This is a genomic window from Candidatus Nitrotoga sp. AM1P (genome assembly GCF_013168275.1).
Taxonomy (GTDB): domain Bacteria; phylum Pseudomonadota; class Gammaproteobacteria; order Burkholderiales; family Gallionellaceae; genus Nitrotoga.
This window is the reverse complement of sequence record NZ_AP019547.1, coordinates 1,617,541-1,634,625: the sequence shown is the minus strand read 5'-3', so window position 1 is coordinate 1,634,625 and position 17,085 is coordinate 1,617,541. Positions and strand designations below refer to the sequence as shown.

The following is a 17,085-nucleotide window of genomic DNA, read 5'->3' as shown; positions in this document are numbered from 1 at the left end:
CTAAATGTTTGCAGACAGCCCATGCGGGCTAGCGCCAAAGTCAAAACATAATCCTTGTAATCCAGTGCTCAAATCCAGAACCAGCGAAAAATGTAAGTTTTAATTAGATAAATAATTAATATGTAAAGTTATAAATTAATATTTCTCTAACCATTCGATTAAGTTTTTGATATCGTGATGTGCAGCTGGCCGCATATTATTCTCCTCAGCGACAATTTTTCGTTATCGCGCTAAGATACAACCTTGAGCAATTATGATTACGTGGCCATACTTCTGATTCAACAGTAGATAGGGAAAGGGGTGCTTTGATATGGGTAATACCGCAGACTACAAACTAGTCCGTAACTCAAGGGTGGGCGCAGAACTTCATGAGAGCGAAGCCAGAACTCTGACGGAGATACTGGGAGTACGTCATTTGAAGGATGGCGAGCTGCTGGTCAGCGAAGGTGGTGCCGATCAGACCCTTTTCATTCTCGCCTCCGGCAAGCTCGCCGTTATCAGCCATGACAGTGAGGGCAAAGAGAGCTTCGTTTACACGATGAAAGAGGGCGAATGCGCCGGTACCCGCGCATTTGTCGACAGAGTGCCGCGCAAGGCCACATTGCGTGCGCTCGATAATGCCACGGTCTATACGCTTACCCCGGATGACTTTGAATCATTGTTGGATCTCCATCCGCGCCTGGTTTACAAGGTGATGCGTGCGCTGTTTAGAGTCACCCACGCCAATCTGTCGCGGATGAATCAAGAAAGCCAGGAGCTAACCAATTATATCCATAAGACGCAGGGACGGTATTGAGTCGAGATAGCTGAAGGCACAATACTCGAAATTTCTCAATAAATCGGTAGAGCAGAGAACAGCCTTAAGACAGCCCTCCCTCACCATATTTGTAGCTATATAATCCGATGAAATTGGCGATCAAGCACCCGTTATTCCGGCAGAACTTCAAACCGCAGCAACTTCCAAAAAGATATTTTCTGTGAGGCCACTCCAGTGCTCGGAGGCCGGGCTCATCCAATAAACGGTTCAGATTGTGGCTCGCTTCGCGATCACGATCTAACCTTATTTGTTAGGCCACGTTAGCGAAGGCGCACGTGCGCGCTATTAGTCCAATCGAGAATAGTTCAACAGCGCTAGGTTTAGGTACGGATTGAATAGATAGTGACTTAAGTCGCACCGAAAACTGAATAACCTGAGGAAATCCGGCATTGGCGTAAACCGCGCACTGAAAGGAAAAGCGCCGCCCTTTCCAAGTTTGTTGCCCCCGCTATTGGCGACGGATAACCTTTCGTACAGTTATTGACAGAACTCTAAGGGGGCAGCGTTGCGGAATTACGTGTGCGGTTGCGCCGCCCCCGGAATCCCCGCCCCATGAATTGATTGCCTGTTAAATTGACAGGGGCTTTGTTTTGATAACGTCATAAAACGCCAAACATGGATGTGGGTTTTCAGAATGATATCGCCGGATTGCACCCCAATGGTTTTGTTGCCTATCGGATCACCATAACGCCCTTTCTCATCACTTTCGATTTTTGCCAGTTGTATCGGTAGATATCCTTGTGTTTAGGTGTTGAGCCGCCCATCACGTGCAGAAATGCCGTCCATTGCCCGGCGTCAGCTGCTTCAAATGCTTGCTTGATTTTGCTTCGGGTATATTGCCGTCCGCTTTGCGTAGTTCACGCCAGATGGTCACAGGCGCGCCACCGAATTGCTGCAATTGGCGAATACTCCAAGTCGATGCCCATGCCAATATACGTTCGGCTGCGCTTTTCGAATCTAGGCCACTGGTGTCGCCGTCGAGTGCATAGCCGTCGATGTTTTTTGAGATATATTTTGCTATATAGCCAATAGCACTTCCCTTAGATTTATCGATATATTCCCACTTGACACGATGTTTATTTGCACCCGCTTCGTTCGGGTCTTCTTGCAGAGCATAGTGCATAAATATTGATTGTAATGATGCGAGTTGATGCGCTGGCAAGAAGACCAGAAGATGCCAGTGTGGAGTGCCGTCGTGATGTGGTTCGGCAACCCGAAAATCGTATATATCAATTCCGTCGCGTTTGAGTTGGGCGCGGATACGTGACCATGTTGCAAAGGTTTTGCTGCGCTTGACTGGGAAGTGTGCCGTCGAATTTTTAATTCTGCTTGCAGGATTTCGACAGGCGCGGATACCAAGTGACGGTGATGAACAGCATCGTCATTATTGTCATACATCCAACACAGTTGCCTCATAATTTTGAGATGTCTTTTTTGATGCGAGCAACTTTCAGTTTGAAACTGGTGTCGAAGAGCCAGTAGTCGATTACGTCAGAGACGATTTATTTAATCTCACATCAATTTGGCATGTAAACCTACATTAACGTCAGTTTTGCCGAAGTTCTAATTTAAATTTTCTAGCAAACTACACTCATTCTCACTTACTTTTTAAGGGTAGGTGAAGGGATGAGCTTGTTACATATTGTTTGTAAATATCTTTCTTGTTTGGATTGCGACAGTTTGCTTGTCCACAAGAAGGGGAGCATCAAAGATTGCTGGATAAGTTAAGGGTTTTCTCTGCTTAATTTTTTAAGTTTGTTACGCCGTCAAGAGGAAATTTTTTTAATTAATTAATACATACATTCTGGCAAAGCTTGAACTAGCAGGAGTAAGAAATGGAAATCAAAAAAATTGTAACAGTGCTCAATGATCTAATTGAAATTTCACGCAATGATGCTGAAGATTTTAAGACCTGCGCAGAGACTATTGAGAGTGCGGAGTTAAAGTTTTTTTTTCAGACACGTATACACGATTGTGAAAAAACCATTCGGGAACTGGAAGCTGCTATGAGTCGGTATGGTGTCTATCCAGATACCAATAGCAGCCCTTACACCTTAAAAGCTTATGACAAAGCACTCAAGGAAGATATACCCAGTGATCTCAGGCCGCTCATTAATCGGGGTATCCGCAGAATTTTAGTAGGAGAGATGAACATGTGTATTTTTGATCTAGAGGATGCTCCTCAGAAATCATTTCCTCTCACTACATCATCTTTGAATTCATACGCAAACGAATGAGTATTCATAGAGAAATTACAGCCCGAACATTATCTATGCATTGTGTTAGTTAACGGAATATCAGAATACTTCATTCCACTCTAAATAAAATTGCTAATTAGAAATATGAAGTTCTTTGATTGTGCAACTGCGGTTATCTTCTTGAGGAAACAACATGACCATACCGAACAATATTCAGTCAGTGCGTATGCGCAATAATTTTTTACTTTCAATGTTGTCTGATGACGACTACCAAAGTTTATTGCCGCGTCTGGAACTTGTACATTTATCGTTGAGGGATGTACTGGCCCAGAAAAATACACGGATTGGATATATTTACTTTCCATGCACCGCTGTACTTTCGGTTCTTTCCTACATGGCAGATGGTTCTGCGATTGAAATAAGCGCTGTGGGCAATGAAGGTTTTACAGGGATGGAGATTCTCATAAATAGTACGCATTCAGTTGAAACCATAATTTGCCAGGTTGAAGGTAGTAGCTTGCGCATGCGAGTGAGTGATTTTAAAGCGGCGATTACAGGTAATACGTCGTTGAGGCTTATTACCGAACGCTATGCACATGCCTACATGAATCAGATGGCACAGTCCATTGTTTGTAATCGTCTACATACACTCGAGCAGAGATTTGCCCGTCGATTACTGGTTACTCATGATCGAGTGGACGGAAATGAGTTTTATCTAACGCAAGAATTTCTTGCCGGTATGCTTGGTGTATGCAGACCAAGCGTGAGTGTTGTAGCGAATGAATTTCAAGAGCGCGGATTGATTCAATATAGTCGTGGTCATCTAAGAATCCTGGATCGAGTCAGGCTCGAACAGACAGCGTGTGAATGCAGCAACCGTATTATTCATTCGCGATATGAATCGGCCCATTATCCCAAGCAGTTGGATCGCGTACAAAATAAAAGAGTGGATCTCGTAAGTTAAATGGAAAATAGTTTTCGGATGTCGCCCATCGCACAGAACCAATGAAAGAAACATATTCAAGTCGTTTTTCGATGTTGCCCTTAATTAGAGGACCCAGGATAGCAATTTAAGCATTATTGGTTAGTGGTACTCAATGCATTTGCAGCAAGGAAGAATGCTCTGTAAATGATAAGCCCGGTCTGTCTAAGCAAAGAGGCAGTCCCCATGCTAGACAATAAACCGCCGGATAAATTGTATATTGGCCAATCAGTCAGTACGGTTAAAAGCGCCGTAAAAAATCCCTTAACACTAAGACGATCAAGCCGGAAGTTTCTGCCCAACAATTAGGAGCAACATATCATGAGTTCCATTCAATCAACTCTTCCCAAAGAGGGGTTAGCCGGATTAAAGGAAAATTTTCGATTTGATTTCATCTCGGGATTTCTGGTCTTCCTGCTTGCGTTACCGCTCAGTTTAGGCATCGCGAAAGCCAGTGAATTTCCGCCGGCGATGGGCGTCCTCACCGCCATGATTGGAGGCCTGTTTGTCAGCTTCTTTGCCGGCTCACGTCTCACCATCAAAGGCCCCGCTGCGGGCCTGATCACCATCTGTGCCGGATGTGTCACCGAACTGGGCGGCGGCCCGGAAGGCTGGCATCTGGCTCTGGGTGTCATTGTCGTTGCTTCATGGCTTCAAATCATTCTGGGCTTCTTGAAAGCCGGTTCACTCAGTGATTTCATCCCGCACTCGGCCGTGCACGGCATGCTGGCGGCCATCGGAATCATCATCTTCTCCAAACAAATCCATATCCTGCTGGGCATTGACCCGTCCACATTAAAAGGACTGGATCCCATTGGACTTTTGGAACGCATTCCCGACTCTGTCATGCACGCCAATCAACCGATTGCCATCATTGGCATGATCAGTTTGATCATCTTATTCGGTATGCCGAAAATCAAAATTAACTTCCTGAAAAAAATTCCGGCCCCCATGGTCGTGCTGTTAATCGCCATTCCAGCGGCTTTCATGTTGGATTTCAACACCACACAACCCGCTCATGCCCTGGTTCATATCGGCAACTTCTGGGCTTCAGTCGGATACAACCCCGATTTCTCCGCCATCACCACTTTTGTGTTCTGGAAATATGTCTTCATGCTCCTGGCCGTGGGCAGCCTCGAATCATTGCTGACCGTCAAAGCAGTGGACGGACTCGATCCCTGGAAGCGGCAGTCGGATTTCAACAAAGACCTGGCTGCCGTCGGAGCCGGTAATGTCGTCTCGGGATTATTGGGCGGACTCCCGATGATATCCGAAGTCGCACGGAGCTCAGCCAATGTACGCTTTGGTGGCCGTACCGTCTGGGCCAATTTCTTCCATGGCTCCTTCCTGCTGGTAGCCATGCTCCTGATGATTCCCGTGATTGAAATGATCCCCAATGCCGCGCTGGCAGCCATGTTGATATTTGTGGGGTACGTACTCGCCTCCCCGTCACTGTTCTACAAAACCTACAAAATTGGCAGTGAACAACTAGTGGTCTTTTTAATCACCATTGCCGCAACCATCGCGACGGATCTCCTGATCGGAATCGCCTCAGGCATCCTGGCCAAATTTGTCATCCATATTGCCAATGGCGCTCCCCTGCGCAGCATGTTCAAGGCGCGTTACATCTTGAAAGAAAAAGAAGAGGAATATCATTTAACCATTCAGGGCGCTGCCATATTCTCCAACCTGATGGGCTTTAAAAATGCGTTCAACCAATTAAAAGCCGGAAAAAAAGTAGAACTGGACTTCTCCAAGGCCAAACTGGTTGACCATAGTTTCATGGAATTCCTCAAACACTTTGAAGAAGACTATACGCACACGGGCGGTACCGTCATCGTGAAAGGCTTCGACCGGTTCCAGCCGTTCTCCAATCACCCTCTCGCAGGCAGAAAAGTCAGCAAAGGATATGAGTCCCTTGAAGAAGAATTGAACCCTGTGAGAGGCCCACTCATTGTCAATGGTTTCGGACGGGTTCAGCTCGCGCTGCTGTTTGGAATGCTCTGTGCGCTACCGCTATTGATTGTGGGCATGAGCAAGACCGAACAAGGTCTGAAAGTTACCCAGCAGGATCGCACGATTCCGCTCGAACAGGTGGCGCATATTGAAGTACTACTATTGGAAAACCGACTTGCAGTCGCGTCTACCCTGGTGACACCGACGCCTGAAGTGATTAGTCACAATACGGCACAGGTCGAAGAAAATATTGCGGAGATAGAAAAAATATGGAAGGCCTACATGGCCAACCACCTCACACCCGCTGAACGAACACTGGCGGAGAAGTTTGCCGCTAACCGCAATCGATTCGTTAATGAAGCTCTGAAACCCGCCGTCGTTGCTTTGCGTGCGGATGATGTGAAAGAAGCGAACAATATCGTTGTGCGTAAGATCCGACCGCTCTATCACTCTGTTGGGGAAGATATCCACGCATTGGTTAAACTGCAACAGGAAGATTTTTTAGCGCATCGCAAAATTTGAGCATAAGGTAGAAAAGAAACCAGGCGCAATGGATTTTAAAGGGTTTATCCAATCTTTTAAGATACATACTGTGCCTATTCCGTTCACCGAGAAATTACGCAGCAGCTTGCTCGGTGGAATGGCCATCCTGCTCTTGGGATGGGTGCTCAAATATCTGCCACAAGCCAACTATTCCTTCGGTGCTGGCATTGTTGATCAACAATCTTCTGCCTGGCAGGAGTTACCCGGTGCGGCATACTCCCCAACCCATAGCACCAACAAATATTCGACCCAAGCACGTCCCACTGGCACAGACTGATATCGAATGGGCACTGACTCAAATGGATGGCGTAATCGACGTCAGCGAAGAAGACTTGGTCGAGATCTACGAACTGGCCGTTAAGCATGCACGGAATCGTGACAGTAAGTGAACTCTTGATTCTTTGCCGATAAGGGGCGTGATAAATTTTCGGGGTTTCTGGTGCACGAGCGGGTAATAATGCTGATCCAGACGAAAAATATCGGGTCATTTAAAACTCGATGCCAGTCGAAGTTTGTCAAAATGAACTATCGCACTAAACGGATGTAAGGCCTTAAGGGCACCTCTAAAAATTCAGATTTCGTCACAATACTTTGTTGCTCACAAAAAATGTTTCCTTACATATCAATTATATGCTGCGTCAACATTTTTTATTCGCGCCTAGTCTTGTTTAGAACTCTAAATTTTTAGAGGTGCCCTTAACGCAAATTAAAGAGCAGAGTCCGACAAGCAATTAATCTTTTTTGGAGCCTCCAATTGTTGCCTATAATTTATTTCAAAGAATTTCTTTGTCAATGTTCCATTCTCTAAGATAAGCAGTGGGTGATTTACTCATTGCTTGAGTAAACATAGATGTAAAATTGCCCGCACTACTATACCCAAGCATAAACGCCGTAGTAGTTATGCTTTGCCCTTTAAGCAGCATTTCTATGGCGCGTAGAAGGCATAGTTGTTGTCTCCAAGTTGAAAATGACATTCCCATTTCGAGTTCAAACAGTCGGGCCAGGGTTCTTGGACTAGCGCCTGCGACGTTGCCCCAATGCTTTAAAGTGTAGTCTATGCGTACATTTTCATGCATGGCGGATGTTACTTTTTTAAGTCTTGAATCGCGGCCTTCGGGTATAAAAAATGGGGTTTCCTTTTCCAAGGAGATTTTTTCAATAAGCAATTGCATTAGCCTTGCTTCATAGCTTTCAAGTCGATAGTCCCAACCAATTTTGATTGCAGTAAGAATTAGTTCTCTAAGCAATGGAGAAAGTTTTATGACGCAACATTTTTTGGGAAGGTCAGTTAGCAGATCAGAGCGAATAGAAATTGTTCGAAACTCTGAGGATTGTGAGAAAGTTACCAAATGATTAGCCTCACTGGGAACCCAGCATGCCTGGCCAGGTGGGGTGATCCAGGATCCTTCGTCGGTAATAACGCGCATGTTGCCGGAAATGATACAAAGCAATTGCCCCCGTTCATGAGTGTGAGTTTCAATTGTCCACCCTTTGGGCGGACTCACTCTCTTTGTTACTACGGGAAGATCAGATTCGTCAGGGTCAGGCGTATTTCCGCAAACGCCTGGAGCGAGCTTGTGGGGAGAGCTAATAATTACCTCCTAAAAGCCTGTACATGTTGAACGTCCTTATGAGTAAGAAAACTGACTAGTATTGTGAAACAAAATTTTCATCAATTAAACGACGCGTCTTAATCCCAGTTTCATTATTGAAATAGTTGTCCAGCTTAGGTTTCAATAATGCTGCTCCAAATTTTGTTCGATCATTTCTTCCGTTACTTGGCCTACCGAAGTACAAAAAGCACCTATCCTGAAGCTTTAGAAATCCCAGCACTTCTGTATTTGTATTCCATGCCTGTATTGTCTTTGTTGCAATTTCCTCAGTCATGAAAATATTGCGCTTGATAATCATTACAGCGCGCCATTTTTATAGCGTACCTATACAAAGGTTGATGAGTCAACATGAATGCAGCTACGTGTAGGGCAATAGCAATGATGCAAATTTCGATAGAACCGTCGAGAGACAGTGTAGTGATGAACAAGTTCAAATTTGTGGCATGAGAACTCCAACATTCTTGCTTACGATACTTCTCACTTTTTTGCGGGTGATGGTTTACTGGTTAGAAATTTATAGGTAAATCTTTGCTAAGAAGGCAATAAGGATCAGCCGTGCATGAGTTATGAAATGGGCACAATATTTATTTTTTTATATGTCAGGAGCTATACATACAAACCCAAATAGCACGCTCATACTATTTCGGCGTTGGGATTTATCTATAACGTATTTATTGAACTTTGAAGAGATAGCAATTTTATAATTTACGGGATGTTTTTTTCAATTTTGAATCTTAATCTAAGAACTTTTTGACTATGCAGCTCAGCAAAATCAGCAGAACTAAATTCAGACAACTTACTGCATTGGGAACAGGCATTAATCGTTGTTGATGAATGCAGCCCATTTATCAACAAAAAGTTAAGAACTAATTTAATTTAAATTAACATAGGGGTGACTAAATGATGGAAATCAAGAACAACATAGGCAGGCGCAGCTTTCTGAAGCTGTCTGCCACCGCCGGACTCGCTGTAATGGCCAATAACGCCTTTGCAGCTTCACCGTTTCTGAAGCCGTATGTCGTTGACAACCCTCTGAAGTCCTACCCGAATAGAGACTGGGAGAAGGTTTACCGGGACATGTTCCATGTTGACAGCGAATTTATATTTCTGTGTGCGCCGAATGACACGCACAACTGCCTGCTCAAGGCCCACGTAAAGAATGACGTCGTCATCCGCATCTCGCCGTCGTACGGCTACGGAGATGCCGAAGATATGGATGGAAACCGTTCCAGTCACCGGTGGGAGCCGCGGATCTGTAACAAGGGCATGGTCATGAACAGAAAGGCCTATTCTGACAGACGGCCCAAGGGCGCGATGGTCAGAGCCGGCTTCAAGGCCTGGGTAGAAGCGGGCTATCCGCGGACGGGCGCAAACGGCTTCCCCGATCAAAAGTATCTGCAACGCGGCAAAGAGCCCTTCATCAAGCTGCCCTGGACCGAGGCGTACGCGTTGGCCGCTGGCGCATTGGAGAACATCGCGCGGACCTATGCCGGCGACAAAGGCGCTGCATTGCTGACGCGCCAAGGCTATGACCCGGAGATGATTGCGTCGATGCACGGCTGCGGCTGTAAGGTCATGAAATTCCGTGCGGGGATGGCCGCCCTGGGCGTGTTACGAATCTATTCGCTGAAGCGGTTTGCGCAAGGATTGGCACTGCTGGACGCCTATGTCAGAAATATCGGGTCGGACGAAGCGAGTGGCGCCAAAGTGATGGACAGCTACTCCTGGCATACCGATCTGGCGCCCGGATGTCCTATGGTTTCAGGTCACCAACAGTTGGATTACGAGTTCATGGCCTATGAGCACGCCAAGCTGATTGTATTCTGGGGAAACAACTTCGTCTGTACCAAGATGCCCGACCTTCATTGGGTCAGCGAGTCGCGGCTCAAGGGTTGCCATATCGTCGACATCTCCATCGACTATCACGCGACCGCGAACAAGGCGGATGACGTCATTATTATTCGGCCCGGTACGGATCCGGCGCTGGGTCTGGGCGTGTGCCATCTGCTCATCAAGAATAATCAATACGACGAGAATTATCTGAGAGCCAATACGGACATGCCGCTGTTGATCAGAACGGATAACTGGAAAAACCTGAAGGCCTCGGACATCTTTCCGGACTACAAGCTGGCCGAACTGACGCACCATCTCAAGGTGATGAAGCCGGGTGAAGAACCGACGCAACCGGTAGCTTTTCAAGCTACGGCCTTTGTTTCGGAAGAAGTCCGCAAGTTCTGGGGCGACAATGTAGTATGGGATAAGAAGACCAACAAAGCCGTGCCGCTGACGCGGGATGAATGCGGCGCGCGCTATGCGGCGAAGGGCGTCGAATCGGCCTTGACCGGCGAGTATGAAGTGACCCTGGTCGACGGCAAGAAGATCAAGGTGGCACCGGTATTCCAGTTGCAAAAAGAATACCTGGAGGAATTCACGGCCGAGAACACCTCGATCATGACCGGCGCTCCGATGGAAGCCATTGTTGACCTGGCCAACCTGTTCCACAAGCACAGAGGGCAAGGCATCATCAGTACGGGTGCGGGTACCAATCACTACTTCAATTCGACCCTGAAGGATCGTGGCTTCATGCTGTTATCGGCCCTGAGCGATAACGTTGGCCATATTGGCGGATGTACGTTTGGTAACTACGTGGGTAACTACAGACAGTCCGTCTTTGGCGGGTTTGGTCAGTACCTTCTGGAAGATCCGTTCAATCCTGAGCTGGATGGCCGTAAGATGGTCACCAAATTGGCGCACTATACCGATGACGAATCGGCCCACTACTACAACTATGGCGATCGGCCTTTACGGAACGGAACCCGGTTGCTGACGGATCCCGGCCATATGCCGGCACCGACCAAGGTGTTGTGGCAAGCGAACTCCAACTCCTCACTGGGCAATGCCAAAGGTCACTACGACATGGTCGTCAATACCCTGCCGAGATGGGAAGCGATCTTCTACAGTGACTGGAACTGGACGGCATCGTGCGAATATTCCGACATCGTCTGGGGTGTGGACTCCTGGTTGGAAAACAAGCATACCGACATGGCCTGCTCCTGCTCCAACCCGTTCCTGACCGTTTCCCCGATCACCCCGTTGAGACGGTTCCAGGATACCGTAGGCGATGCTGAAGTGCCTGCTGGCATCTTCAGAGCCTTTACCGCGCTGACCGGTGATCAACGGTTTGCCGACTACTTCAAGTTTGTGGGCACCAACCCGGCCGGCAATCCGGCAGACCGGGATTCCGAAGTTTATGGCCAACGGGTTCTCAACGCCGGCTCTGCCACCCGCGGGATGGTTTTTGCTGAAATCCGCGAAAAAGCCAAGCGCGGCGTTCCGACCATCTTCATGGCCAGAACCTATCCGAGAATCAGCGGCTGGGAACAAACGGCTGAAGGCGGCGGCTTGCCCTGGTACACCAAGAGCGGTCGGTTGGAATTCTACATGGATGACCCGCGGTTGATTGATGGCGGCGAGAATCTTACCGTGTATCGTACCCCGATTGATTCAAGCCACTACGAGCCGAACGTCATCGTCGGTAACAGCCGTGCGTTTGCATTGATGGAAACCCCTGAAATGCGCGGTCTGGAAAGAATGGGCAACAGCCTCAAGATTGCCGAGAACCGGCAAGGTCGAAATGTCATCCTGACGACCAAAGAGCTGATGGCGACCACCCATCCGCTGCGGCCGCACGGGTATGAGTTCTGCTTCAATTCACCGAAGTACCGGCACGGCGCGCACACCACTCCGATTGATACGGACTTGATGACCCTGTGGTGGGGACCGTTTGGCGACATCTACCGTCATGACAAGCGTCAACCGTCCGTCGGTGAAGGATTCGTGGACGTCAACCCGCTCGACGCCAAGCGCTTTGGTATCGATGAGGGCGACTATATCTGGGTGGATGCGGATCCCGGCGACCGTCCTTACAAAGGCTGGAAAGAAGGCACCCCGGAATACGCGCTGGCCCGGTTCATGGTCAGATGCAGATACTTCCCCGGTATGTCGCAAGGTTCCATGCGGATGTACTACAACGCCTATGCTGCCACGTATGGCAGTATGGAAGGTGCGCGGACCCGGGCGGATGGATTGGCGAAGAGCCCGCGGACCAACTATCAGGCCATGTTCCGCTCCGGAAACCACCAAAGCTGCACCCGCGCGTGGATTAACCCGACTAACACGACGGACACCGTGGCCAACAAGAAGGTCTTCGGGCAGGAAATCATTATCGGGATGCAGAATGACGTCCACTGCGCCAATGGTGCTCCCAAGGAATCGTATGTGAAGATCGAGCTGGCTGAAAAGGGCGGTGTCAACGGCGGTGTTTGGCATGTTGCCGCTAAAGGCTACCGGCCGACCTACGAGAGCCTTCAGATGAGGACCTATCTCCAGGGCGGGTTTATCAGCCGCTAATGACGGTGTGCAGCCGCCGCCCTGAAGCGGGGCGGCGTTCTTGAAATTGTGAAATAATTTTGTAAATGGAGATCTACAATGGCAAAAGTTAGAAATTGGCAGCTGGGCAGGGAAATGGATTACCCCTACGAAGAAAACAGGCCAGGTCGGCAAGTATCGATGCTGTTCGACCTGAATAAATGTATCGCCTGTCAGTCGTGTACCATGGCGTGCAAAACGACCTGGACGGCCGGTAAAGGCCAGGAAACCATCTTCTGGAATAACGTGGAATCGAAGCCTTATGGATTCTATCCGCTGGCCTGGGATGTGAAGGTTCTGGCCCTGCTGGGAGAACAGGCGCAACCGTGGTCGGGTAACAAGTACAACGGCACGACGATCTTTGAAGACCTGGGCATGAACCAGCGGATCAAGGGCTATCTGCCGGATGAAATGGACTATGCGCATCCGAACCTGGGTGAAGATGAGTGTCTTAAGATCCTGGATGGCGAAGGGGACTATATCAAGGGCCCGACGCATAAGAACTGGGGTTTTTTCTTCCCGCGGATATGTAACCACTGTACCTTCCCTGGCTGCCTGGCGGCGTGCCCGAGAAAGGCGATCTACAAGCGTCAGGAAGACGGGATCGTGTTGATTGATGCGTCCCGCTGCCGCGGATACAGAGAATGTGTTGCAGCCTGCCCGTACAAGAAGTCGTTTTACAACGACACCACCCGGACCGGTGAAAAGTGCATCTCGTGCTATCCGAAAGTAGAAGCGGGATTGATGACGCAATGCGTGACGCAATGCATCGGAAAGATCCGTCTGTTTGGCTTCAAGTCAGCCGATTACGATAAGATCAACAGCAAGCAAGTGCGGGAAAACAACCCGATCGACTTCCTGGTGCACGTGCGGAAGATTGCACTGCCGATCTATCCACAGTTTGGTACTGAGCCGAACAACATGTACCTGCCGCCTGTTCATGTTAACCCTGATTTCCTGTCCCAGGTATTTGGCCCCGGCGTTGAGAACTCCATCAAGCAATACCGGAATGCTGGCAAGGACAAGGAGCTTCTGGCCGCGTTGTTACTCTTTGGAACGACTGAACGGATCTGCGACACGTTCAAGCTTGAGGGTAATGAGACGGTTGGTTATGATCCACAAGGCAAAGAAATTATCCGGGTTCCGTTGACTGAGCCTGTCTACATCAGGCAGGTCAAGAACTTGAAGACCGGCGCATTTCTTACCAATAACTCATAAGGGGCGGATGATGAAAAAACTATTAATAGCTGCGTCACTCTTGATGATTCCGGTTGCGACTCCCGCCTTTGGGAGTGCTGCTGCGCACGGGCCGGCACAAGATTTGGCGATTCCAATTATTGCGGTTGATAACCCTGGCCAGTATGGGGGTCACGCGTTCCATGGTTCCTTCAAAAGGCTCCCACCCGTCCGTCTGGATGGGGGGGAAACGTATAACGAGGGCGTCATCAAGTCCAAGGCAGTCAAGGGAGAAATCCCGATGGACCCGCTGAACCGGACCTGGCATCAGGAAGATCCAGTCAGGGAAACGTCTTATAATCAGTACAATCAAAGCTGGGAGCAAGCCCCGGCCACGATCTGGAGTGATGCTTCGGCCACTGAAGTTCCCATGGGGCCGCAGAACATCGTGATGCCGGGTTTAGTCGTGGCGTCCGTGCCCTTGGTGAAGATCAAGTCTATCCATAATGACAAGGATATTGCCTTCTTGTTGACGTGGTATGACGCAACCAAGTCTGAAACGGAAGTCATGGAAGACAAGTTCTCTGATGCGATCGCCATTATGTTCCCGGTGAATGCAGGATCGGAGCCCTCCTTCATGATGGGTGACGAAGAGAATCCGGTTCACATTGTTTACTGGAAGGCCGCCTGGGAAAGGGATATCGAGTTTGGATATCAAGACGTCAGGGATGCTTACCCCAATTACAACTATGATATGTATCCGGAAGTGATCCCGGCAATTGGTCAAACAATTGACACCCCTATCAGACGTTATAATGAAGGTCAGCGGCAATATCTGGCGGCCTTCAAGCTCAGAAACCTCAGCAGAGTTGACCCTGAGCGGTTAACACCGGTGGAAGAGCTCAATGCGGTTGGCTACGGAACACTGACCCGGCAGGCTCAGAATAATGCAACCGCCAATGGCGTCAGACGGTTTGGCTACTGGTCGGTTGTCATCAAACGTCCGTTAAACTCCGGTGATGCTCAGGATGCCGTGCTGAAGCCTGGCTCCAAAACCATGATGGCGATTGCTGCCTGGGATGGCAAAAATCACAATAATGGCGCTGGCGGCAACAGGGGACCACGCAAGAACTATTCAAACGGAGGCTGGATACCGCTTGAAATTGAATAGTCGTAATTGATTGACATGAGGGGGGCGGCGTTAAAACGCCGCCCCACTTTTTATTTAAGGGGATAGAATGTTAACGACGAAATCGGAAACAGAGTTGGCCCTCGCGAGGGCAGATGTTTACAGGTTTTTATCAATGGCCTTTGTCTATCCAGACAAAGATAGACTCGCCACTTTGCACGAACTTGCCGCCGATCTGGATAGTTCAATCAACCTGCTTCCTTATGATATGAAGGAAGAGTACCAGGCCTTTACCAGTCTGATCGAGACCGTCGACGTGACCGCGCTCCAGCCGGATTTTACCGAAATGTTTTTAACCCGTATGTTTTGCCCGTCGAGTGAAACCACCTATGGGAAAAACAGCTTCAATCAGCCGAATATTCTGGGCGACATCAGTGGCTTCTATAAAGCCTTTGGTTTTGTGATGAAAGACGATGCCGGGGTTTCATTTGATCAGATCACCGTCGAGCTTGAGTTCATGAGCTTTCTGGAATTGAAGATCGCCTATGCCCTGGACCAGGCGATGGAAGAAAATATCGATATCTGCCTGTCTGCGGAAAGACGGTTTCTTGAGCAGCATATCGGGAAATGGACCGGCGTGTTCGGTGAAAATCTGGCGGCGAGAGCGAATGAAGCCTATTACCGGAACCTGGGTCTGTTGTTATCAAAGTTCATGGGTTCGGAACTCAAGTTCTTTGGCATTGAAGTAGACAGCCGAATAAAAGAATTGCCCAAATCTGATTATGAGGGACCGGTGGATTGTCCTCAACAGACCGGTAACGAAATGGATGAGCCGTTGCCGCTGCATTAGGGGGGTTGCTAATGTGATGAGCGCCAGCCTGTCCCAATGACGAGCCATGCTCATCGAATAGTTGGGTAGAAGTTGAGGGGTTGATTCGAGAAACGTTAGTCCAGAACAGGCTCTTAATCGGCTTGAACCGGAAGGCAAATTGCAGATCAGCCATGACGATCTACCCGCCTGTTTACGCGGGCAACCGTGAGAATCGCGTTATATGTTGGTCGGGCATGAAAGCATCGCATTAAGCGAAAATAGGTGTGGGAGGTTTGATGCTAAAGACCAGAGGCTTCCATATACTATATAATTTTAAGTTGCCATCATTTCCGCCACCGACTATAAGATTCGAGGGCAGGCTGCGATGGGAATCCAGCGATTTTTCAGGATTTTTGTCCTGTGTAACGAAAACTTGTTACTAATTGGATTTCTACCTATGCGGGAATGACGGGTTTTATATTCTCAACTTTTGATTGAATTCAATTATGCAAACTATTTTAGATGCTATCGGCTCAACCCCACTAATTCAGATTGAAGGGATCTGGGTTAAGTTGGAATTTCTTAATCCGTCCGGATCCATCAAGGCGCGTATTGCAAAATATATGATAGAGCGTGCCGAAAGTGAAGGTTTACTGAAACCGGGCGACACGATCGTGGAAGCGAGTAGCGGTAATACCGGCAACGCGATGAGTATGGTGGCCGCTGTCAAAGGCTACAAGATGCTGGTGTTAATGCCCAATGGATTGAGCCGTGAACGTACCGCGATCTCGCGTGCTTATGGTGCCGAAGTACGCATCATCGGTGATTTCCATGTTACGGATGCGCTGGCCGAAGTTAGAAAACTGGGTAGTTTGCCCGGTTATTTTGCCCCCCAGCAATTCGATAACGAATGGAATGTAGATGAGAACCGCGAATGGTTAGGGCCAGAAATTCTGGCGCAGCTTCCTGCGGGCGTGCTCCCTGATGCGGTTGTTGGTGGTGTTGGTACCGGCGGCACAATTATCGGCGTAGGTCAGGCATTTAAGGCAATTAACCCGACGTGCAAAGTTGTCGCGCTTGAACCCAGTGAGTCATGCACGATACTCTGTGGCGAGATCGGCAAACACCTGATCGAGGGAATCGCCGACGGGTTTGTACCCGGTATTATTGAACGCCACCGTGCGCTGCTGGATGAAGTCATTGCGGTCGAGTCCGTAGAATCTGTGCAGGAGATGCGCCGCCTGGCGCGGGAACATGGCCTTTTCGTCGGGCCATCATCCGGCGCGCACATGATTGCTGCGAAGAAATTACGCGAGCGGCACAAAATCGAACATGTCGTTACATTCTTTTGCGACAAGGGCGAGAAGTACATCAATGACTATTGGCTATGACAGTGCCTGGAGTGAAATTCCACGAGCTGAACTGGAAATAT

Annotated in this window: 13 protein-coding genes; 10 read left to right on the top strand and 3 right to left on the bottom strand. The window is 48.6% G+C overall.

All coding sequences use genetic code 11. From position 1 onward, the window contains the following. Window positions 1-310 precede the first annotated feature (310 nt). Window positions 311-796, top strand: coding sequence for a Crp/Fnr family transcriptional regulator (locus W01_RS07240; protein ID WP_173053382.1), 486 nt, complete (start codon window positions 311-313; stop codon window positions 794-796). A gap of 784 nt (window positions 797-1,580) precedes the next feature. On the opposite strand, the gene W01_RS07235 is transcribed toward W01_RS07240, so the two are convergent. Then, the gene (locus W01_RS07235; RefSeq protein ID WP_256380146.1) at window positions 1,581-2,141 is read right to left on the bottom strand and encodes a replication endonuclease; all 561 of its coding nucleotides are present in this window, start codon (window positions 2,139-2,141) and stop codon (window positions 1,581-1,583) included. Window positions 2,142-2,652: 511 nt separating this feature from the next. Between W01_RS07235 and W01_RS07230 the strand changes: the two genes are divergently transcribed. From W01_RS07230 to W01_RS07215, 4 genes are all read left to right on the top strand, one after another. Beyond that, window positions 2,653-3,054 carry a DUF2383 domain-containing protein gene (locus W01_RS07230; protein ID WP_173053380.1) on the top strand — a complete coding sequence of 134 codons (402 nt, stop codon included), beginning with the start codon at window positions 2,653-2,655 and terminating at the stop codon, window positions 3,052-3,054. Window positions 3,055-3,208: 154 nt separating this feature from the next. Next, window positions 3,209-3,979 carry a Crp/Fnr family transcriptional regulator gene (locus W01_RS07225; RefSeq protein ID WP_173053378.1) on the top strand — a complete coding sequence of 257 codons (771 nt, stop codon included), beginning with the start codon at window positions 3,209-3,211 and terminating at the stop codon, window positions 3,977-3,979. 339 nt (window positions 3,980-4,318) lie between these two features. After that, window positions 4,319-6,475 (top strand): SulP family inorganic anion transporter, encoded by a 2,157-nt coding sequence (locus W01_RS07220; RefSeq protein ID WP_173053376.1) that lies wholly within the window; start codon window positions 4,319-4,321, stop codon window positions 6,473-6,475. Window positions 6,476-6,503: 28 nt separating this feature from the next. Beyond that, window positions 6,504-6,773, top strand: coding sequence for a hypothetical protein (locus W01_RS07215; RefSeq protein ID WP_173053374.1), 270 nt, complete (start codon window positions 6,504-6,506; stop codon window positions 6,771-6,773). Between the two features lie 496 nt (window positions 6,774-7,269). Here the strand turns inward: W01_RS07215 and W01_RS07210 are convergent, their stop codons facing one another. Both W01_RS07210 and W01_RS07205 read right to left on the bottom strand, forming a co-directional pair. After that, window positions 7,270-8,001 carry an AraC family transcriptional regulator gene (locus tag W01_RS07210; RefSeq protein WP_242006905.1) on the bottom strand — a complete coding sequence of 244 codons (732 nt, stop codon included), beginning with the start codon at window positions 7,999-8,001 and terminating at the stop codon, window positions 7,270-7,272. Between the two features lie 142 nt (window positions 8,002-8,143). Further along, a complete protein-coding gene (locus tag W01_RS07205; RefSeq protein WP_173053372.1) occupies window positions 8,144-8,407 on the bottom strand; it encodes a hypothetical protein in 264 nt (87 codons plus the stop codon). Between the two features lie 602 nt (window positions 8,408-9,009). Between W01_RS07205 and W01_RS07200 the strand changes: the two genes are divergently transcribed. The 5 genes from W01_RS07200 to W01_RS07180 all read left to right on the top strand — a co-directional run bounded on the left by W01_RS07200 (window position 9,010) and on the right by W01_RS07180 (window position 17,044). After that, window positions 9,010-12,519, top strand: coding sequence for a molybdopterin-dependent oxidoreductase (locus tag W01_RS07200; RefSeq protein ID WP_173053370.1), 3,510 nt, complete (start codon window positions 9,010-9,012; stop codon window positions 12,517-12,519). Between the two features lie 78 nt (window positions 12,520-12,597). After that, the gene (locus W01_RS07195; RefSeq protein ID WP_173053182.1) at window positions 12,598-13,755 is read left to right on the top strand and encodes a 4Fe-4S dicluster domain-containing protein; all 1,158 of its coding nucleotides are present in this window, start codon (window positions 12,598-12,600) and stop codon (window positions 13,753-13,755) included. Window positions 13,756-13,762: 7 nt separating this feature from the next. After that, complete coding sequence (locus W01_RS07190; RefSeq protein ID WP_173053180.1) at window positions 13,763-14,884, top strand: ethylbenzene dehydrogenase-related protein; 1,122 nt, start codon at window positions 13,763-13,765, stop codon at window positions 14,882-14,884. Between the two features lie 67 nt (window positions 14,885-14,951). Continuing rightward, window positions 14,952-15,692, top strand: coding sequence for a TorD/DmsD family molecular chaperone (locus W01_RS07185; RefSeq protein WP_173053178.1), 741 nt, complete (start codon window positions 14,952-14,954; stop codon window positions 15,690-15,692). Window positions 15,693-16,159: 467 nt separating this feature from the next. Continuing rightward, complete coding sequence (locus W01_RS07180) at window positions 16,160-17,044, top strand: PLP-dependent cysteine synthase family protein (protein WP_173053368.1); 885 nt, start codon at window positions 16,160-16,162, stop codon at window positions 17,042-17,044. The last annotated feature ends 41 nt before the right edge of the window (window positions 17,045-17,085 follow it).